This window comes from Luteimonas marina, from assembly GCF_007859325.1.
Taxonomy (GTDB): Bacteria; Pseudomonadota; Gammaproteobacteria; order Xanthomonadales; family Xanthomonadaceae; genus Luteimonas; species Luteimonas marina.
Map to the genome: position 1 here is coordinate 400839 of NZ_VOHK01000001.1, position 19305 is coordinate 420143.

18 protein-coding genes are annotated in these 19305 nt (G+C 69.7%); 6 read left to right on the forward strand and 12 right to left on the reverse strand.

All coding sequences use genetic code 11. From position 1 onward, the window contains the following. Positions 1-59: 59 nt before the first annotated feature. Positions 60-1874, reverse strand: a complete 1815-nt coding sequence (locus tag FQY83_RS01915) for a sensor domain-containing diguanylate cyclase (protein WP_146384505.1) — start codon at positions 1872-1874, stop codon at positions 60-62. Between the two features lie 149 nt (positions 1875-2023). Here FQY83_RS01915 and FQY83_RS01920 point away from each other — a divergent pair, with 149 nt between their 5' ends. After that, a complete protein-coding gene (locus FQY83_RS01920; protein ID WP_146385305.1) occupies positions 2024-3571 on the forward strand; it encodes a calcineurin-like phosphoesterase C-terminal domain-containing protein in 1548 nt (515 codons plus the stop codon). Next, positions 3571-4155 carry a YdeI/OmpD-associated family protein gene (locus tag FQY83_RS01925; RefSeq protein WP_146384507.1) on the forward strand — a complete coding sequence of 195 codons (585 nt, stop codon included), beginning with the start codon at positions 3571-3573 and terminating at the stop codon, positions 4153-4155. Before FQY83_RS01920 ends, FQY83_RS01925 begins: the two co-directional genes overlap by 1 nt. 270 nt (positions 4156-4425) lie before the next feature. Here FQY83_RS01925 and FQY83_RS01930 read toward each other — a convergent pair whose 3' ends face one another. The 6 genes from FQY83_RS01930 to FQY83_RS01955 all read right to left on the reverse strand — a co-directional run bounded on the left by FQY83_RS01930 (position 4426) and on the right by FQY83_RS01955 (position 10525). Beyond that, complete coding sequence (locus FQY83_RS01930; RefSeq protein ID WP_146384509.1) at positions 4426-5322, reverse strand: C13 family peptidase; 897 nt, start codon at positions 5320-5322, stop codon at positions 4426-4428. Between the two features lie 28 nt (positions 5323-5350). Further along, positions 5351-6049, reverse strand: coding sequence for an acireductone synthase (gene mtnC, locus FQY83_RS01935; protein ID WP_146385308.1), 699 nt, complete (start codon positions 6047-6049; stop codon positions 5351-5353). Between the two features lie 194 nt (positions 6050-6243). Continuing rightward, the gene (locus FQY83_RS01940; protein WP_146384511.1) at positions 6244-6807 is read right to left on the reverse strand and encodes a 1,2-dihydroxy-3-keto-5-methylthiopentene dioxygenase; all 564 of its coding nucleotides are present in this window, start codon (positions 6805-6807) and stop codon (positions 6244-6246) included. Positions 6808-6918: 111 nt separating this feature from the next. Next, the gene (locus FQY83_RS01945) at positions 6919-7563 is read right to left on the reverse strand and encodes a methylthioribulose 1-phosphate dehydratase (protein ID WP_146384513.1); all 645 of its coding nucleotides are present in this window, start codon (positions 7561-7563) and stop codon (positions 6919-6921) included. A gap of 120 nt (positions 7564-7683) precedes the next feature. Further along, a complete protein-coding gene (locus tag FQY83_RS01950; RefSeq protein ID WP_146384515.1) occupies positions 7684-8985 on the reverse strand; it encodes an amino acid permease in 1302 nt (433 codons plus the stop codon). Positions 8986-9055: 70 nt separating this feature from the next. Further along, complete coding sequence (locus tag FQY83_RS01955) at positions 9056-10525, reverse strand: amino acid permease (protein WP_146384517.1); 1470 nt, start codon at positions 10523-10525, stop codon at positions 9056-9058. A gap of 172 nt (positions 10526-10697) precedes the next feature. Here FQY83_RS01955 and FQY83_RS01960 point away from each other — a divergent pair, with 172 nt between their 5' ends. Then, positions 10698-11267 carry an NUDIX hydrolase gene (locus FQY83_RS01960; protein WP_146385310.1) on the forward strand — a complete coding sequence of 190 codons (570 nt, stop codon included), beginning with the start codon at positions 10698-10700 and terminating at the stop codon, positions 11265-11267. A 42-nt stretch (positions 11268-11309) separates the two neighbouring features. Here FQY83_RS01960 and FQY83_RS01965 read toward each other — a convergent pair whose 3' ends face one another. Continuing rightward, positions 11310-11993, reverse strand: a complete 684-nt coding sequence (locus tag FQY83_RS01965) for an HAD family hydrolase (protein WP_146384519.1) — start codon at positions 11991-11993, stop codon at positions 11310-11312. 171 nt (positions 11994-12164) lie between these two features. Then, positions 12165-13406, reverse strand: a complete 1242-nt coding sequence (gene serA / locus FQY83_RS01970; protein ID WP_146384521.1) for a phosphoglycerate dehydrogenase — start codon at positions 13404-13406, stop codon at positions 12165-12167. A gap of 333 nt (positions 13407-13739) precedes the next feature. On the opposite strand from serA, the gene FQY83_RS01975 reads away from it, so the two are divergent. From FQY83_RS01975 to FQY83_RS01985, 3 genes are all read left to right on the forward strand, one after another. Continuing rightward, positions 13740-15125, forward strand: coding sequence for an FAD-binding oxidoreductase (locus FQY83_RS01975; protein WP_146384523.1), 1386 nt, complete (start codon positions 13740-13742; stop codon positions 15123-15125). 70 nt (positions 15126-15195) lie between these two features. Continuing rightward, entirely contained in the window at positions 15196-15498 is a 303-nt protein-coding gene (locus FQY83_RS01980) for a DUF2388 domain-containing protein (protein WP_146384525.1), read from the forward strand. Between the two features lie 11 nt (positions 15499-15509). Next, on the forward strand, positions 15510-17450 hold the full coding sequence (locus tag FQY83_RS01985) for a DUF7844 domain-containing protein (RefSeq protein ID WP_146384527.1): 1941 nt from the start codon (positions 15510-15512) through the stop codon (positions 17448-17450). Positions 17451-17526: 76 nt separating this feature from the next. On the opposite strand, the gene FQY83_RS01990 is transcribed toward FQY83_RS01985, so the two are convergent. The 3 genes from FQY83_RS01990 to FQY83_RS02000 form a co-directional block, all read right to left on the reverse strand. After that, positions 17527-17769, reverse strand: coding sequence for a hypothetical protein (locus FQY83_RS01990; RefSeq protein ID WP_146384529.1), 243 nt, complete (start codon positions 17767-17769; stop codon positions 17527-17529). After that, positions 17766-18332, reverse strand: a complete 567-nt coding sequence (yeiP, locus tag FQY83_RS01995) for an elongation factor P-like protein YeiP (RefSeq protein ID WP_146384531.1) — start codon at positions 18330-18332, stop codon at positions 17766-17768. Before yeiP ends, FQY83_RS01990 begins: the two co-directional genes overlap by 4 nt. Positions 18333-18471: 139 nt before the next feature. Continuing rightward, complete coding sequence (locus FQY83_RS02000; RefSeq protein ID WP_146384533.1) at positions 18472-19242, reverse strand: SDR family NAD(P)-dependent oxidoreductase; 771 nt, start codon at positions 19240-19242, stop codon at positions 18472-18474. Positions 19243-19305: the final 63 nt, after the last annotated feature.

The window sequence follows — 19305 nt, forward strand, 5'->3', positions numbered from 1 at the left end:
ACAGCGATTACGCTTTTCCTCAGCCCTCAGCCCTCAGCCCTCAGCCCTCAGCCCGCAAGCTACGCCGCGCTGATCGAAGTCCGCACGCAGTCGCGGCCGTTGGCCTTGGCCGCATACAGGGCCTTGTCGGCGGTTTCCAGGGCATCGTCCATGTCGTCGATCGCGTCGGGGGCGACCGTGTGCACGCCGATGCTGGCCGAGACATGGACGCGCAGGCCCTGGGATTCGCAGGGTTCGGACACCAGCGCGCGGCGCACGTCCTCGGCCACGGCGACCGCCGAGCGCAGGTCGTGCCCGGGCAGCACCACCACGAACTCCTCGCCGCCGAACCGCGCCAGCAGGGCGTCATGCGGGCGCAGCGTGCGTCCGATCCGGCGCGCGGCCCAGCGCAGGCACTCGTCGCCGACGAGGTGGCCGTGGTGGTCGTTGATCGACTTGAAGTGGTCGAGGTCGACCATCAACAGCGACAGCGGCCGCCGTTCGTCGCGGCAGGCGGCCAGCAGCCCGTCGAAGCCCTCGTGGAAGTAGCTGCGGTTGTACAGGCCGGTGAGCGCGTCGCGGCGGCTGGAGTCCTGCAGCTTCTCGTGCGCGTCCCCGAGCTGCGCCAGTGCCTGTCGCAGCTCCTGCGTGCGCTCGGCGACGTTGCGCTCGAGCTGGCGGTTGGCCTCGGTGGTGATGCGCTGGTTCTCGTTGCGCAGCTGCGCGTAGCGGTAGCCGAGCGCGATCGACAGCAGCAGCATCTCCAGCGCCGAGCCGATCTGCACGCCGTACTCGGTGGCGAAGTTCTTCGGCAGCACGCCGAAGGCGAGCAGGGTGAAGATCGCGGTGCCGAGCAGGAACATCGCCCAGGCCAGCAGCAGCAGCCGCGCCGGGGTGTAGCCGCGGCGCACGACGAGGATGGTGGTGATCACGATCCAGAGCACGCCGGCGAGCACCGCGCGCGAGGCGATCGGGGTCGAGATCCGGTAGGGCAGCCAGATCGAGGCGATACCGAACACGACGAAGAACCCGATCAACGCGATCGTGCCCGCGTTGAACCGCGGCGCCCGCTGCGGCAGTTCGAGGAAGGTGCGCGCGAACTGCAGCATCGCGATCAGCGCCAGGCAGATCGAGATCGGCACCATGTGGTCGGCCAGCCACGGCGAATCCGGCCACAGGTATTCGAAGCCGAGGCCGTTGAGGGTGAACAGCACCAGGCCGAAGGCGGTGATGTGGCACAGGTACCAGAAATAGCTGGCGTCGCGCAGCGAGATCCACAGCACCAGGTTGTAGAAGAACAGCGCCAGCAGGATGCCGTAGTACAGGCCGATGGCCAGCTGCGCGTCGCGCGAGACTTCGGTGAACGCGGTCTGCGTGTACAGGTGCAGCGGCACCTGCATCGAGCTTTCGCTTTCCACGCGCAGCAGCAGCTGCACCGGGACGCCGACGGGCAGGTCGACGAGGATGTTGGGGTGGCGGTAGCGCACGCTGCGCGCGTGGAACGGCGCGTGGTCGCCGCCGACGTGCTGCACGATGCGGCCGTCTGGGTAGCGCAGGAACAGGTCGAGGCGGTCGCTGAGCGGGTATTCCTGCACCAGCAGCCAGCGCTGCTCGCCGGGATTGCGGTTGACGATGGTCGCGTGGAACCAGAACGCGCCGCTCTGGAAGCCGAAGGCGTCCTTGCCGCCGGGCAGCGGCGCGAAGTCGCCGCCGGCAACGCGACGCCAGGCGTCTTCGGGCCGGTCGCTCTTCGTGGTGTCGTGGTGGTAGGCCAGGTGCGGCGAGAGCGCCGCGTCGGATGCCTGCGCCTTGAGTTCGAGCACGGACTGCGCGGACGCGGGCAGGCTCAGGGCCAGGACCAGCCATGCAAGCACGCACCGCCACGCCTTCGTCATCGCTTTCTCCGGCCTGTCGCGAATTCCATCTGCGAGTCCCCGTCCCTGTCATCCCGGTCGGCATGAAGGGAAACGCCAAGCATCGGCATAATGGGACACATCGTATCCAAACGGGAGTCGCCGTGGCGAACCGGTGCCGCGTCCGCGCAATGCTGCTGGCCTGCCTCCTGCTGCCGGCGGCAGGCTGGGCCTGCACCGGCGGGCTGGTGTTCGATGACGTCGACGGCGACGGCGTGCGCCAGCCGGGCGAGCGGGGGCTGCCGGGCGTGCGCGTATCCAACGGCAGGGAAATCGTTTACAGCGACGCCGACGGCGCCTGGCGCGGCCTGCCGCGGCGGGCCGGCGGCGCGGTGTTCGTCGTCAAGCCGGCGGGGTTCGCGATCGTCGGCGATCGCGGCGGGCTGCCAGCGTTCTGGCGCGATCCGGAGGATGCTGCGGCGGACGGAAGCTGCGACTTCGCGCTCCGCGCGAAGGACACGGGCGCTGCGGGGCTGAAGGTCATCGTTTCCAGCGATCCGCAGGCGGGCACCGCGCGCGAAGTCGACTATTACGCGCGTATCGTCGGGCGTTCGCTCGCCGCGCATCGCGATGCCGCGCTCGGGCTGACCCTGGGCGATGTCGCCAACGACGACCTCGCGCTGTACCCGGCGCTGAACCGCGCCACCGCCTCGCTCGGCGTGCCGTGGCTGCACCTCGCCGGCAATCACGACCTCGATGCCGACGCACGCGACGATCATGACTCGCTGGCGACGTTCCGCCGCACGTTCGGACCGGACACCCATGCCTGGGAGGAACGCGAGGCGGTGTTCGTGATGCTCGACAACGTCGTCGCCCTGCCGGGACAGCGGCCGGGCTATGTCGGCGGCCTGCGCGAGGACCAGTTCGCCTTCCTCGAAAGCTTCCTCGGCGGGCTCGACCGCGACAGGCTGCTGCTCGTCGCGACGCATATTCCCTGGTTCGACACCGCCGGGAAAGGCCGTCCGCCGACCGTGCGCGAAGAAGACCGCGCGCGCCTGTTCGCGCTGCTGCAGCCATTCCCGCGGGTGCTGCTGCTCAGCGGCCATCGGCACACGCAGCGCCGGTTTTTCCATGGCGCCGATAGCGGATGGACGGGCGAGACCCCGCTGCACGAGTACAACGTCGGCGCGATGAGCGGCGCGTTCTGGTCCGGCGTCGCGGATGCCGACGGCATTCCCGTGTCGACCATGGCCGACGGCACGCCGCGCGGCTTCGCGATCCTGGAGATCGCGGCGGACGGTGAGTACCGGCTGGCGTGGCATCCGACGCTGGTGCCGGCGGGGGATCGGGCCTTCACCGATGCGATGGCGCTGCATGCGCCGAGGCTGCTGCGCCGGGGGGCGTATCCCGCCTGGGGCGTCCATGCCAACGTGTTCATGGGCCACGAGGGCAGCCGCGTCGAGTACCGGATCGACGGCGGCGAGTGGACGCCGATGACCCGCGTGCTGGCACCGGATCCGCGGCTGCTGGTCGAGAACGTGCGCGACGATCTCGCCGACGCGCTGCGCAGCTACGACCGCTCGCCGGAGGCGGAGCCGTCGCAGCACCTGTGGCGCGGCACGCTGGCCACCGACCTGGCGGCCGGCGAATACAGGGTGGACGTTCGTGCCTTCGACGATCGGGGCGGCGAGCACCGTGCGTGGACCACCTATGGACTGGTCGAGTACGGGGAGCCGTGATGGCGGAACTTCCGACAGATCTGCCCGTACGCCATTTCCGCAATGCGGCGGCATGGGAGAAGTGGCTGGCGGCGCACGCGGCCGCCGCCGGGCTGTGGCTGAAGATCGCGAAGAAGGAGTCCGGCATCGCTTCGGTCACCTATGCCGAGGCGCTGGACGTGGCGCTGTGCCACGGCTGGATCGACGGGCTCAAGAAGTCGCTCGATGCGCAGTTCTTCCTGCAGCGGTTCACGCCGCGCAAGCCGAGAAGCCTGTGGTCGAAAGTCAATGTCGCCAAGGCCGAACAGCTGATCGCCGACGGCCGCATGCGCGAGGGCGGCCTGCGCCAGATCGAGGCCGCGAAGGCGGATGGGCGCTGGGACGCCGCCTACCACGGCGCGTCGAAGATGGAGGTGCCGGAAGAACTCGCGGCGGCATTGGCGAAGAACCGCAAGGCGAGGGCGTTCTTCGACGCGCTCGACAGGACCAACCGCTATGCGTTCTGCTGGCGGGTGCAGACCGCGGTGAAACCGGAGACGCGCCGCGCCCGGGTGGAGAAGTTCATCGCCATGCTCGCGCGCGGCGAGAAGATCCACGGCGATTGATCCGGCCCGCAGGCCGCAGGGCCGGTGGCTGTCATCTCGAGCGCAGCGAGAGATCTGCTTCCACGATCGACGACACGCAGGTGCCGGAAACCAAAAACCCGCGCAGTGCGCGGGCTTCGGTGTCGATCGGCTGGCGGGCGTTCGCTGGCGGGCGGATCGTTGCGCGTCGCTGGCTGGCGAGGGCTGGCTGGCAGCGCAGGCGCAGTGTAGGCGGCCGTGGAATTCCATGGCGGAACGAGAATCGCTCGCAGCTGCAGCGCCTTGCCGCCGCTACAGCGGGTGCGGATAGGGCAGCGCCGGCCCGCGGACCAGGCGGTCTTCCCAGGCCTGCAGGCGCGGGCGGATGTCCTCGCCGATCCACAGCTGCGGTTCGGAAGGCGTATGGCCCTCCATCGTTTCGCGGCGCGCCACCTGCCGCTTCGCGTACTCGAAGGCTTCGACCAGGCCGCCGTCGCGGTTCATGCCCTCGACCAGCAGCGCGCGCCCGAAATACGTGGCGCTGGCGCTGTCGCCGCAGCCGAACGAGGGGCGGTCGCGGCGCGCGGCGGCGATGACCAGGGTGTCGGGCGTGGCCAGCGCGGGGATGAAGCCGCCGGAAAAGCAGGCCGACACGATCAGCAGGCGATGGCGGATGCCGGCGTCGTCGAGCGCGGCGCGCAGCTGCGCAGGCTTCAGCGCGACGTCGAAGCGGTCCCCGAGCCGGATCGAGAGTTCGTGCTGGCGGCTGCCGTGGGTGGCGAGGTAGAGCAGCAGCAGGTCTTCGTCCGGGTCCATGGCGCGGGCGATGCCGGCCAGCGCATGGCGCAGGTTGTCGAGCGTGGCCAGCGGGCGCGGCGCCTGCGCCAGGCTGTCGGGATGGTTGACCAGCGCCAGGGTGCGTCCGTCGGCGCCGTAGCGGGCGGTCGCCAGCGCCTCGAAGTAGGCCACCTCGTTGCGGAACACGTTCTCGTCGCCGTCGCCGGCGAAGCCGAGCGCGTACAGGTCGGGCAGGCCCGGACGCTGCGCGGGCATCTCCTGCAGGCGTGCGTCGATCAGCTGGCGGTCGCGGGCCGCGACTGCGTCCGCGTCGCAGGCAGGAACCTGCGCGGCCGCCGGCGACAGCCACAGCCACGCCAGCAGGCCGGCGGCGAGCAAGCGCAGGCCGGCTGTGCGAACGGGGCCGGGCACGGGACTGCGGTGCTCGCGCATCGCCGGTTCAGCCCCCGGCGTCGACGCCGTCGAAGCCGGTCGCGCGCGGATGGCCGTTCGCGGCATCGCCGGTGCGTGGCTGCGGATAGTCGTCGGTCCGGTCGATCAGGGTGGTGCGCAGGCCGGCCTCGCGCGCGGCGTCGAGTTCGGCGACCACGTCGGACAGGAACAGGATGTCGGCCGGCGCCGCGCCGAGCGCTTCGGCGATGTGGGCGTAGCTCGCCACGTCGCGCTTGCCGCCGACCGCGGTGTCGAACCAGCCCGAGAACAGGCCGGTCAGGTCGCCGGCGTCGGTGTGCGCGAACAGCAGCTTCTGCGCGGGCACCGAGCCGGAGGAATACACCGCGAGCGCATGTCCGTCCGCGTGCCAGCGGCGCAGCGCCTGGGCGGCGTCCGGATACACAGGCGCGGTGAAGTCGGCGCTTGCGTAGCCCGCTTCCCAGACCATGCCCTGCAGCGCCTTGAGCGCGGTGTGCTTGCGGTCCTCGTCGATCCAGCCCTGCAGGGTCTCGACGATCATCGCGTCCTGACACAGGCCGCCGTTCTCCAGCGCGACCATGTCCAGCCAGCGGCGGACCTCCGGCTCCTGGCCGTGCTCGCGCACGAAGCGCGGCAGCTCGCGCCGCGCGTAGGGGAACAGCACGTCCTTGACGAAGGAGATCGAGGAGGTGGTGCCTTCGATGTCGGTGAGGATGACCGGGGGCATGCAGTGGCGCCACGTGGAGAGACGCATTGGATTATGGCTCCCCGACGGGGATGCGTGCACGACCGGCATGCGTCGGGGCGTAGGTCGGGGCTACGCCCCCGACGCGCTTTTCCGCAACCTCGCGGGAGGCGTGCGTCGGCCACGTAGAGCCTGCCCCGTACTTGATACGGGGGCCGACCTACGGCAGGTCGGGGCTACACCGCCGCCGCCGCCGGATTCTCGTAGCGCGGGAACTTCTGCGCGATGTCGGTGCCGGTGAAGTGGCCGATCCAGCCGTCGGGCTGCTCGAAGAAGCGGATCGCGACGAAGCGCGGCTCCGGCCCCATGTCGAACCAGTGGGTGGTGCCGTCGGGCACCGCGATCAGGTCGTCCTTCACGCACTCGATCTCGTAGACCTTGTCGCCCACGTGCAGGGTGAACAGGCCGGAGCCGTCGACGAAGAAGCGCACCTCGTCTTCCTTGTGGAAGTGCTCGTCGAGGAACTTGCCGCGCAGTTCGTCCTTCTTCGGGTTGTCCGGCGCGATGCTGATCACGTCGACGGTGGTGAAGCCGCGCTCGGCGGAGATGCGGTCGATGTCGGCCCTGTACGCGGCCAGCACCTGCTCGGGCGTGGCGCCGGCCTCGATCGGCTGGCTCGCCTGCCAGCGTTCGAAATGCACGCCGATCTTCGCCAGTTCGCGTGCGATCTCGTCGCCGTCGTGGCTGGTGAATTCGGGGGTCTCGGGGGCCTGGTCGGAGAAGATGCGGAGTCGGCTCATGGCGGCTGGGCTCGTGAGGCGGCGGGGGGCGTTCCAGCCTAGCAGCTGCGCCGGAAACGGGGGTAACGGCAGCGGAACGCGAGCGTTCCGCCGGTGCAACGCGGCGGGCGTTCAGTGGCCGGCGGTGAGCCGGCGCAGCTCCAGTTCGCAGCCGAACAGGAACTCGAACGCCTCCAGGTGCCGGCGCGCCTCGGCCATGTCGCGGCCCCAGGCGTAGAGGCCGTGGCCGTCGATCAGGTAGCCCCACATCGGGCCGCGGTCGAGCAGGGCGTCGACCTGCGCGGCGAGGGTGGGCATGTGCTGGCTGTTGGGCAGCACGGGGACGTCGAGCGCGGTCTCGTGGGTCTCGTTGCCGCGGAAGGCCTTGAGCAGTTCGTAGCCTTCCAGCCGCATGTGGCCGGCGCCGGAGAACAGCCGCGAGGCCACCGTCTGGTTGCGCGAATGCGTGTGCAGGATGCAGCCGACCTCGGGGAAGCGCCGGTAGAGCTGGGTGTGCAGCAGCGTCTCCGCGGACGGGCGGTGGTCGCTGCCGACGGCCTGGCCGTCGAAGTCGACGACCATGATGTCGGCCTCGGTCAGGCGGCCCTTGTCGCGGCCGGAGACGGTGATCGCGGCGTGGCGGTCGTCCAGGCGCTCGGAGAAGTTGCTGCTGGTCGCAGGCGTCCAGCCGAGCTGCGACAGTTCGCGCACGTTGGTGATGATCTCGCCGGCGAGGTGGCGCAGGCGGTGGCTGTCGTAGGGCAGGGCGTCGCTCATGGTGCAAGTGTATCGCCATGCGTGGGAGCGGGCTCGCCCGCGAAGGCATTGACCGGGAATGCCGGAAGGCATTCGCGGCCAAGGCCGCTCCCACGGCGCGCTGCGGCGCCGGGAGGGATTTCAGGCCGCTGGCGCCCCGTATCGGTTGCCGAAGCCGCGGTACGCCGCCCAGGCCAGCAGCGCGATCACCAGCGAGCCGATCAGGATGTCGTTGTCGGTCGACGAGATCAGCAGGCCGCAGGCGACCAGCGCGAGCATCCCCAGCATGCGGTCCGCGGTCGAGGGCCGTTCGCGGGTGCCGAACAGCAGGCTCAGGCCGGCGGCGATGTAGGCCATCACCACCAGCGTCACGACCATGTTGATGATCGTGGAGAACTGGCCGGACACGGTGGGCGCCACGGTGACGACGGCGATGCCGGTCATCGACAGCGCGATGATGAACAGCCCCCAGCCCGCGGAGCCGTTCGCGCGCAGCCGGCCGAAGATCGAAGGCAGGAAGCCGCGCTGCGCGGCCCGCGCGCCCGACTCGCCGGTGACCAGCATCCAGCCGCCGAGGGTGCCGGTGGCCTTCAGCGCCGCGGCGGCCGCGATCAGCGGGATCGCCCAGGGGCCGAACATCTTGCCGGCGACCAGCGCGAACGGCGCGCTCGAGGCGGCCATCTCCTGCGCCGGCACGATGCCCATCATCAGCACCGACGAGACGAGGTAGACGACGCCGGCGATCAGGATGCCGCCGAGGGTCGCGATCGGCACGTTGCGGTCGGGATCCTTCACCACGCCGGCGACCATCGCCCCGGTCTCCAGGCCGACGAAGGCCCAGAACACCGGCGCCAGCTGGCTGAACACCGCGACCGTGTCGGACTTGCCGGTCAGGTTCCAGCTCTCGCGGTAGATGTCCGCGTCGAAGCTGCCCCAGCCGGCGACGAGCACCGCCACCACCGGCAGCAGGCCGAAGATGACGCAAATCGACTGGAAGCGGGCGATCGAGCGCGGGCCGAGCAGGTTCAGCGCGAACATCAGCCAGATCAGCGCGACCTGCCCGACCAGGCGCACGCTGCCGCTGTCGTCGATCGGCAGCAGGATCACGAGGTAGCCGAACGCCGCCACCGCGATCGCGTTGTTGCCCATCCACGACGAGATCCAGTACAGCGTGGTGGCGAGGAAGCCCATGTCGCGGCCCAATGCCGGGCGCACGTAGTCGTCGGGCGAGTTGAGGTCCGGGTACTGCCGCGCCAGCCGCGCGAACGCGCCGCCCAGCGCCATCGCGATCAGCGTCCCCACCAGCCACGAGAACGCGGTGACGCCGCCGATCTCCGCCAGCGACGCCGGCAGCAGGAAGAACCCCGAGCCGATCATGTTGTTGGCGACCACGAAGGTCGCCAGCACGGGTCCGATCTTCTTCGCGGTCTCGACCGTCGTCATCGTGTGCTCGCAGCGGGAAGGTGGCGAAACGGCGACGGCGCCGCGAGGGCGCCGTCGAAGGAGGCATGCATCAGGGCGTGTTGAGCCTGCTGTTGCGGTAGCCGTAGGCGAAGTAGATCACCAGGCCCAGCGCGGTCCAGCCGACCAGCAGCTTCCAGTGCTCGGTGAACGGCTGCCAGAACAGGTACAGGCAGGCCACCACGCCGAGCGGGCAGATCACCCCCGCGAACGGCACGCGGAACGGGCGCGGCAGCTCCGGGCGCGTCCTGCGCAGGACCAGCACGCCGGCGCAGACCGTGGCGAAGGCGAGCAGGGTGCCCATCGACACCAGTTCGCCGAGCACGTTGAGCGGCATGAAGCCGGCCAGCACGCAGGCGACGACGCCGACGATGATCGTGCCCACGTACGGCGTCTGGTACTTCGGGTGCACCTTGCCGAACAGCTTCGGCAGCAGCCCGTCGCGCGACATCGAGTAGAAGATGCGCGGCTGCGCCATCAGCATCACCAGGATCACCGACGACAGGCCGGCGATCGCGCCGATCTCGACCGCGGTCTTGAGCCAGGCCAGGCCGGGATAGGGCTCCAGCGCGGTCGCGACCGGCTTGGCGGTGCCGAGCAGCGAGTAGTGGGTCATGCCGGTCAGCACCGCGCAGACCACGATGTAGATGATGGTGCAGACCGCCAGCGAACCGAGGATGCCGATCGGCATGTCGCGCTGCGGGTTCTTCGCCTCGCCCGCCGCTGTGGACACCGCGTCGAAGCCGATGTAGGCGAAGAACACGATCGCCGCGGCGCGGGTCACGCCGTCGAAGCCAAACTTGCCGGGACCTTGCGCCTCGGGAATGAACGGGGTCCAGTTGGCGGGATCGATGTACATCGCGCCGAAGCCGATGAACAGTGCGATCACCGTGACCTTGATCGCGACGATGATCGAGTTGGCGATCGCCGACTGGGTGATGCCGACGTAGCACAGCCCGCTGACCGCCGCGACGATCAGCACCGCCGGCAGGTTGAACAGATGGCCGGTGCTGACGAAGGCGGTGCCGTTCCAGTCGATCGGCGCGGTGGTGAGCTGCGCCGGGAACGGCAGCCCGAGCGTGCCGGTGACGAAACTGATCAGGTAGCCCGACCAGCCCACCGCGACCGTACTGGAGGCGAACAGGTACTCCAGCACCAGGCACCAGCCGATGAACCAGGCGACGAACTCGCCGAGGGTGGCGTAGGAATAGGAATAGGCGCTTCCCGAGACCGGCATCATTGCCGCGAACTCGGCGTAACACAGGCCGGCCAGCGCGCAGGCGGTGCCGGCGAGCACGAAGCTGAGCATGATCGCCGGGCCGGCGTGGTTGGCCGCGGCCTGGCCGGTGAGCACGAAGATGCCGGCGCCGATCACCGCGCCGATCCCGAGCAGGACCAGGTGGCGCGCGGTCAGCGTGCGCTTGAGGGTGGTCTCGCCCTGCAGGGAGCCTTCGACCGGTTCGCCGGCATCGACGTGCGGCGCCGGCTCGACCGGCTTGACCCTGAACAGACTTTTCGACATCAGTGTTTCCCTGGATGTGGATGGAGTGCCGGTGGGGTCGGCCGGTGAATGGTTACCGTTGCTACCTTGCCAAACGCGGGTGCGACGCACAAGCGCGGGCCGGTTGGACGACAATGGCCGGTCCGATGGCGGACACGGCGGGAGGCGCGCAGCTTTGCACATTCCGGACGATCTGGAACCCTTGGCGAACGCCTTCGAGGCCCACGCCCGGCGCTGCCCGGACCAGCGTGACGTGGCCGAGGCCTTCATCGCGCTGCTGGGCGACACGGAGGATCCCTTCCTGCGCGAACGCCTGGCCGGGCACTTCACCGCATCCGCCTGGCTGGTGGCGCGGGACCGGCGGCGGGTGCTGCTGACCCATCACCGCAAGCTCGGCATCTGGGTCCAGCTCGGCGGCCATGCCGACGGCGACCGCGACCTGGCGCGCGTCGCGCTGCGCGAGGCGGAGGAGGAATCGGGGCTGAGTGGGCTGCGCGTCGATCCGGAGATCTACGACCTCGACCGCCACTGGATCCCCGAGCGCAAGGACGTGCCCGGCCACTGGCACTACGACGTGCGCTATGTCGTCCATGCCGGCAACGACGAGGCGTTCGTGGTCGGCGAGGAATCGCATGCGCTGGCCTGGCGCGACATCGACGCGATCGCGGTGGACGCCGAAGCGGACATGTCGTTGCGCCGGATGGCGCGGAAATGGCTGCGTGGGAGCGCCCTCGGGCGCGATGCGTTTGGCGGACAACCATAGCCGCGGGAATCGCGCCCAAGGGCGCTCCCACGTGTGGGGAGTTCAGCGGCGCGCAGCGACCTCGTCGACGTGGCGCAGCAGGCCGGCCGGATCGTCGTAGACGCGGAACGCGCCCGAGCGCTCCAGTTCCTCCAGTCCGTATCCGCCCGACAGCAGGCCGACGCCGAGTGCGCGCGCACGCTGCGCGGCGAGCATGTCCCAGATGCTGTCGCCGATCACCAGCGAATGCTGGATGTCGACGCCCAGCCGGTCGGCGGCGGCGAGGAACAGGTCGGGGTCGGGCTTGGCGTAGCGTACCTGGTCGCGGGTGACCACGGGCACCTTCGCCGGGTCGACGCCCAGCGCGGCGATGTTCGGCGCCGCGGTTTCCATGCGGCCGCTGGTGGCGATGGCCCAGGGGATGCCTTCGTCGCTCAGGAACGCGAGCAGCTCGCGCGCGCCCGGCAGCGGCTTGATCGCGCCGGCGGCGGCCTGGCGGTTGTAGGCCTCGGCGTGCCAGCCGCGCAGGCGGTCGAGGCGGTCCTCGGTGATGTCGAGCCCGGTCTCGCGCAGCAGGATGTTGGTGAACAGCCCGCCGCTCATGCCGATCTTGCGGTGGATGCGCCAGACCGACAGGTCCACGCCCTCGCGATCCAGCGCCTCCTTCCAGGCCAGCACGTGCTGGTAGACGCTGTCGACGAGGGTGCCGTCGAGGTCGAACAGGAAGGCGGTAGAGGTGCGGGGCATTGCGGGTCTCCTTGGATTCACCTCGAACTGTCATTCCGAACGCAGTGAGGAATCTGCTTTCCGGTAGCGTCGACGTGCACTGGAAGCAGATTCCTCACTGCGTTCGGAATGACAGTCCTACGGAATGACAGTCTCGTTTTCATCGCCTGCATCCGGCGGGACATCGCTCCGTCAGTACAGCACCCGCGTCCGCAGCGTCCCCTCGATCTCGTTCAGCGCCGCGCGCAGTCGCGCGGTGATTTCCGGTGTCGAAGCAACGTCGATCACCACGTAGCCGACCTTCGGGTCGGTGCGCAGGAACTGGCCGTCGATGTTGACGCCCTCGCGCGAGAACAGGTCGTTGACCTGCGACAGCACGCCCGGCACGTTGCGGTGGATGTGCAGGATGCGGTGGCTGCCGGCGTGCTCGGGCAGGGTGACCTCGGGGAAGTTCACGGCCGACAGCGTGCCGCCGTTGTCGCTGTAGCGCACCAGCTTGGCGGCCACTTCGGTGCCGATGTTGTCCTGCGCCTCCAGCGTGCTGCCGCCGACGTGCGGGGTCAGGATCACGTTGTCGTACTTCGCCAGCGGCGATTCGAAGCTGTCGCCGTTGCCCTTGGGTTCGACCGGGAACACGTCCACCGCGGCGCCGCCGACGTGGCCCGATTCCAGCGCCGCGGCCAGCGCGTCGATGTCGACCACGGTGCCGCGCGAGGCGTTGATCAGGTGCGCGCCGGGCTTCATCCTCGCGATCTGGGCGGCGCCGAACATCAGTTGTGTGGATGGCGTCTCCGGCACGTGCAGGGTGACGATGTCGGAGCGCTGCAGCAGGTCGTCGAGATCGCCCGCGGCGCGCGCGTTGCCGAGCGAGAGCTTGGCCTCGACGTCGTGGAACAGCACGTGCATGCCCAGCGATTCGGCCAGCACGCCGACCTGGGTGCCGATGTGGCCGTAGCCGATGATGCCCAGGGTCTTGCCGCGCACCTCGTGGCTGCCCAGCGCCGACTTGCTCCAGCCGCCGCGATGGCATTCGGCGTTCTTCTGCGGGATGCCGCGCATCAGCAGGATGGCCTCGGCCACCACCAGTTCGGCGACGCTGCGGGTATTGGAGTAGGGCGCGTTGAACACCGGGATGCCGGCGAGTTCGGCGGCCTCCAGGTCGACCTGGTTGGTGCCGATGCAGAAGCAGCCGATCGTGATCAGCTTGCGCGCCTCGGCCAGCACCTCGGCAGTGAGCTGCGTGCGCGAGCGGATGCCGACGATGTGCGCGCCGGCGATCTTCGCCTTGAGCTCGTCGCCCGCCAGCGACTTCGGCAGCAGTTCCACCTGCTCGTAGCCGGCGGCCTTGAACACCTCGACGGCGCTGCGGCTGATGCCCTCGAACAGTACAACGCGGATGTCCTGCTTCGGGAACGAGGTCTTCAGGGGCGTCATGCGCGCTGCTGTCCGGATCGATGGTGGAGGGAGTCCATCACTATGCCAGATGCGACGCGCGTTTTCCGCACTGCACCACGCTGTTTTCGGTGCGCTGCGCGGAACACCGGCGCTGGATCAGCGGAACACTGCCGCGGGTTTCGGTTGCGACGGAAACGAAAGCTTCTTGTGGGAGCGACTTCAGTCGCGATCGCCTGCCAGGGCGATGATCGCCGATGTCTTCGCGACCGAGGCCGCTCCCACGCAGCGCCCGGGTCCGCGGTCGCTGCCCGTGCTGGACGCCCGCGGTCGCGGCTGGCACGCTTGCGCTCCCTTCGTCGCCATGCCTCCACGATGACCGACCCGCGCCTGGCCGCGCTGTCGCAGACGCTGCCCGAGCTGCGCCTGCTGACCGACGCCGCCGACCTCGAGCACTACGGCCGCGACTGGACCCGGCGCTGGACACCCGCGCCGCTGGCGATCGCGCTGCCGGCGACCGTCGAGCAGGTGCAGGCCATCGTGCGCTGGGCGCGCGAGGCCGGCGTGGCGATCGTGCCCTCGGGCGGCCGCACGGGGTTGTCCGGCGGCGCGGTGGCGGCGAACGGCGAACTCGTCGTCAGCCTCGAGCGCATGAACAAGGCCATCGGCTTCGATCCGGTCGACCGCACGCTGACCGTGCAGGCGGGCATGGCGCTGGAAGCCGTGCACAACGCGGCGAAGGAGCACGGCCTGGTCTATCCGGTGGACTTCGCCGCGCGCGGCTCGTGCTCGATCGGCGGCAACATCGCCACCAACGCCGGCGGCATCCGCGTGATCCGCTACGGCAACACCCGCGAGTGGGTGGCCGGCCTGAAGCTGGTCGACGGCCGCGGCGAACTGCTCGACGTCGGCCGCGGGCTGGTCAAGAACTCCAGCGGCTACGACCTGCGGCACCTCGCGGTCGCCTCGGAGGGCACGCTCGGCATCATCGTCGAGGCGACGCTGCGGCTGACCGATCCGCCGCCGCCGACCAGCGTGATGCTGCTGGCGCTGGCGGACTTCGACGCGCTGATGCGGGTGTTCGCCGAACTGCGCGCGAAGCTGCGGCTGGAGGCGTTCGAGTTCTTCACCGACCGCGCCTTGTACCACGTGCTGGCGCACGGTGCGCAGAAGCCGTTCGACGAGGCCCATCCGTACTACGTGGTGACCGAATTCGCCGCCGGCGAGGCGGAGGAGGGCGCGGCGCTGGCCGCGTTCGAACACTGCGTGGGCGAGGGCTGGGTGCTCGACGGCGTGATCAGCCAGAGCGAGGCGCAGGCCGCGCAGCTGTGGCGCCTGCGCGAGGGCATCACCGAGAGCCTGGCGAAGTACGTGCCCTACAAGAACGACGTCTCGGTGCGGATCTCGGCGATGCCGGCCTTCCTCGCCGAAACCCGGGCGCTGCTGGGGCAGGAATACCCGCAGTTCGACGTGGTCTGGTTCGGCCACATCGGCGACGGCAACCTGCACATCAACGTGCTCAAGCCCGACGACATGGCGCAGGTGGATTTCGTGAACGACTGCGAGCGCGTGACCAAGCTGCTGGCGCAGGCGCTGCAGCGCCACGACGGCAGCATCTCGGCCGAGCACGGCATCGGCCTGGTCAAGAAACCCTACCTGTCCTCGACCCGCAGCGAGGCCGAGATCGCGCTGATGCGCGGCATCCGCCGCGTGCTCGATCCCGACGGCCTGATGAATCCGGGCAAGCTGTTCGACGCCTGAGCCGCTGCGTTCAGCCACGGCCCGCGGGCAGCGGCTACCCTTGCACCTTCGACGACCACGGAAGCCTCCGATGAAACGCATCGCCCCGGTGTTCGCGCTGCTTGCCTGCGCCAGCTTCGCCACCCACGCCGGCAGTTTCGCCGGGACCACGGGTGGGGCTTCCTCCGCGGGCTCGTCCGCGTCCTCGGGCAGCACGTCCGGCGACGACAAACGGGTGCTGGGCGCACGCGACGACGCGGCGATGTTCGTCGCCAGCGACGGCGCGATCCGCGGCGCGCGGCTGGAGGCGGCGCTGCGCCACCTGCGCGAACAGGACCCGGCCGCGCGCGCGGCCAGCGACCTGCAGCTCGCGCAGGCGATCCTGGCCCGCTGACCGGGCCCTCGATGCGATTCCCGGCCCGCGCCTGGCTGCTGGCGGGTCTGCTGGCGTGCGCGGCGCCGGCGCCGGCGGCGCTGCGGCTGGAAGTCGACGACGCCGGCTTGTCGGCGGATGAAGCCGCGGCGACGCGCGACCTGGCCGATCATGCGCTCGCCCTGCTGCCGCCAACGTTTCGCGAACGGCTCGACGAGAGCATCGTGCTGCGCTGGCGCGACGACCTGCCCGCACAGGTGCACGGGCGGGCACGCAACGGGCGCATCGGCCTGCAGCGGGAGTTGCTCGGCGCCTGGATGCGCCGGGACGCGAGTGCGAGGGAGATTTCTCCCCCGGATCAAGTCCGGGGTCGAAATGACAGGATTCCCCGACTTGTCATTTCGACCGAAGGGAGAAATCTCCCTGGGAGCGCAGCGGGAATCGACGAACCCGCCGCGCGTGCGGCACTGGCAACGCTGCTGCACGAACTCGCCCACCTCTACGACCGCTCACCGCACGGCGGCCTGTCGCGCGACCCGCGCCTGCTCGACCTCGCCGGCTGGCCGGTGCGTCCCTTGCGCTTCGGGCTGCGCACGACGCACAACGATTTGCGCGACCGCAGCCCCGACGCCTACGAGCTGGCGTCGCCGGTCGAGTATTTCGCGGTGAACTTCGAGCACTTCCTGCTCGATCCCGATTACGCCTGCCGGCGTCCGGCGCTGCATCGCCATCTGGTCGCGCATTTCGGCGCGTCGCCGCAGCCGACGCCGGCCTGTACGCAGGACCTGCCTTTCGTCGGCGCCGGCGAGGACGATGCGGCCCTGCGCCTGCAGGCGCTCGATCCGGCCCGGGTGCAGTCGGTCGAATACCTGTTCGCCGAGGCCAACGAGCAGCCGATGAGCCGCTGGGGCCACGCCATGCTGCGGCTGGTGGTGTGCGCTCCCGGCCGCCCGCGCGGCCCCGACTGCCGCCTCGATCTCGAACACCACGTCGTGCTCTCGTTCCGCGCCTTTGTCGACGACGTGCAGGTGTCCAGCTGGCGCGGACAGACCGGCTCGTATCCGGCGCGCCTGTTCGTGCTGCCGCTGGCGCAGGTGGTGGACGAGTACACCAAGGTCGAACTGCGCGGGCTGCAATCGATCCCGCTGCGGCTGGACCAGGGCGAGGTCGCGGCCCTGCTCGAACGCGCCGCGCAGGTGCACTGGAGCTACGACGGGCGCTACTACTTCGTCGGCAACAACTGCGCGGTCGAGACCTGGAAGCTGCTCAACGACGGCGTGCCGCGGCTGTCGCGCGCGAAGCTGCGCAGCGTCACGCCGACCGGCCTGCTGCGCCGGCTGCAGCGCGAGGGCATTGCCGATGTCTCGGTGCTGGACGATGCCGCCGCCGCGCTGCGCGAAGGCTATCGCTTCGAATCGATGGCGGCGTATTTCGACGACATGTTCGCGGTCGTGGAGGCTGCGATGGCGTTGCCCGCGCGTGACGCGCAGGCCTGGCTTTCGCTCGATCCCGCGCGGCGCACGCCGTTCCACTCGAACGGCGACCTGCGCGCCACGGCCGCGCTGCTGGTACTGGAGCAGGCCGCCCTGCGACGCGGGGAGGCGCAGGCGCGCGAGGCGCTGAAGCAGCGATTCCTGCGCGGTGGGGGCGACGGAATGGACGCGGTCGCCGGACGCCTACGGGAACTGCTGGCCGATGGCGCCTACGCCGGACGCCCGGCGCTGCTGCTGCCCGGCGAAGGCTACGGCCTGCCGCAGGCGGACGAGCGCGAACGCCTGGCCGCCGCGGTCGAACGCGACGACGCGCGCCTGCGCGGGTTGCGCGACGACCTGTACCGGCAGGCCCGGGAATGGCTGCCGCCGGAGCAGCGGGCGCGACTGGAGGACACTGAAGCCAACCTCGCGCTGCTGGGCGATCGCCTGCGCGCGATGCAGGGTGCGCAGGTCGGCAGCCTGGATGCATCCGCTCGATAGAATCGGCATCAGCATCAGCATCAGCATCACGCTCAGCCTTCGTCATCCCGGCGAAAGCCGGGATCCATTTTTCGGTTCACCTTTCGCTGAAGGGCAAAAGGAAAGCAAGATCAAGATGGATCCCGGCTTTCGCCGGGATGACGGGCCGGAAGTCGACGACGGGCTGGAAGTCGATGACGGACTGGAAGTCGACGACGGGCCGGAAGTCGATGACGGGCTGGAAATCGATGGCGAACTGGAGGCGGGTGAAGAACTGGAGATGGACAACGAATCCGGAAGCGAGCGAGGGGCCGGATTCGCAACGCAGACCCGGATTCAATCCGCGCGGCCGCCGAATTCTCCGGTGGTGGTGTTCACCAGCACGCGTTCGCCGTTGACGATGTACTCGGGCACCATGATCTCGATGCCGGTGCTGAGCGTCGCCGGCTTCGGCCGCTTGGTGGCGGTGCCGCCCTTGAGCTCGGGCGGCGTGTCGACCACCTCCAGCGTGACGTGCTGCGGCAGCTGCAGCGCCACCGGCTGCTCGTCGATGATCTGCACGTAGGTGCCCGTCAGGCCGTCGGTGATGTAGCCGGCGTCGTCGCCGACCACGTCGGCGTCGAGGGTGTAGGGCGTGTAGTCCTCGTCGTCGAGGAACACGAAGGCGTCGCCGTCCTTGTACGAGTACGTGGCCTGGCGGCGCAGCAGCTCGACCTCGGACAGGCTGTCCTCGCCGTCGAAGCTCGCGTCGAGCTTGTTGCCGCCCGGCACGCTGTACATGATGAAGCGGAAGCGCACGTTGCCGCCGCGGCCCTGCGGCGAGCTGCGCTCGATGTCGCGCACCTGGTAGACGGTGCCGTTGTGTTCGACCACGTTTCCTTTCTTGACGTCGTAGGCTTTCATGGGAATGGTGATTCGTGAATTGGTGATTCGTGATTGGGAAGCTGGCGGCAGCCTCTATGGTGTCATCCCGACCGCAGGGAGGGATCTTGCATCCCGTGCGGAGATCCCTCGCTGCGCTCGGGATGACCGCCTTTGGCGGTCATTTCGGCGCCAGCCGCACCGCGCCGTCGAGGCGGATGGTCTCGCCGTTGAGGTAGCGGTTGCCGAGGACGTAGGCGACGAGGTCGGCGAATTCCTCCGGCTTGCCGAGGCGGGACGGGAAGGGGATCGAGGCCGACAGCGATTGCTGCACCTCGTCCGGCATGCCGTCGACCATCGGCGTCCAGAAGATGCCCGGGGCGATGGTGTTGACGCGGATGCCGAAGCGGGCGAGTTCGCGCGCCATCGGCAGGGTCATGCCGACCACGCCGCCCTTCGAGGCGGAATACGCGGCCTGGCCGATCTGGCCCTCGTAGGCGGCGACGCTGGCGGTGTTGACGATCGCGCCGCGTTCGCCGTCGTCGCCTGCGTCGTTGTGCTGCATGGCCGCGGCCGCCGCCTTGGCGACGTTGAAGCTGCCGACCAGGTTGACCATCACCGTGGCGCTGAACTGCGACAGCGGCATCGGCGCCTCGCGGCCGAGCACGCGGCCGGCGCCGAGGATGCCGGCGCAGTTGACTGCGGCGTTGAGGCCGCCGAGGAAGTCGCGCGCGGCGGCGACGTTGGCGGCGACGTCGTCCTCGCGGGTGACGTCGGTTCGGAAATAGCGGGCGTTGGCGTCGCCGAGCTGCGCGATCGCCGCGGCGCCCTTGTCGTCGTTGACGTCGAACAGGGCGACCTTGCCGTTGTCGGCGACGATGCGCTGCGCCACGGCGAGGCCGAGGCCGGAGACGCCGCCGGTGACGATGGCGCGGACCTGGGAAGCTTGCATGGAAAGTCCTGCCTGGAAAACGCCGCATTTTACCCCGGTGCAGGCCGCTGACGGGATGCCCGA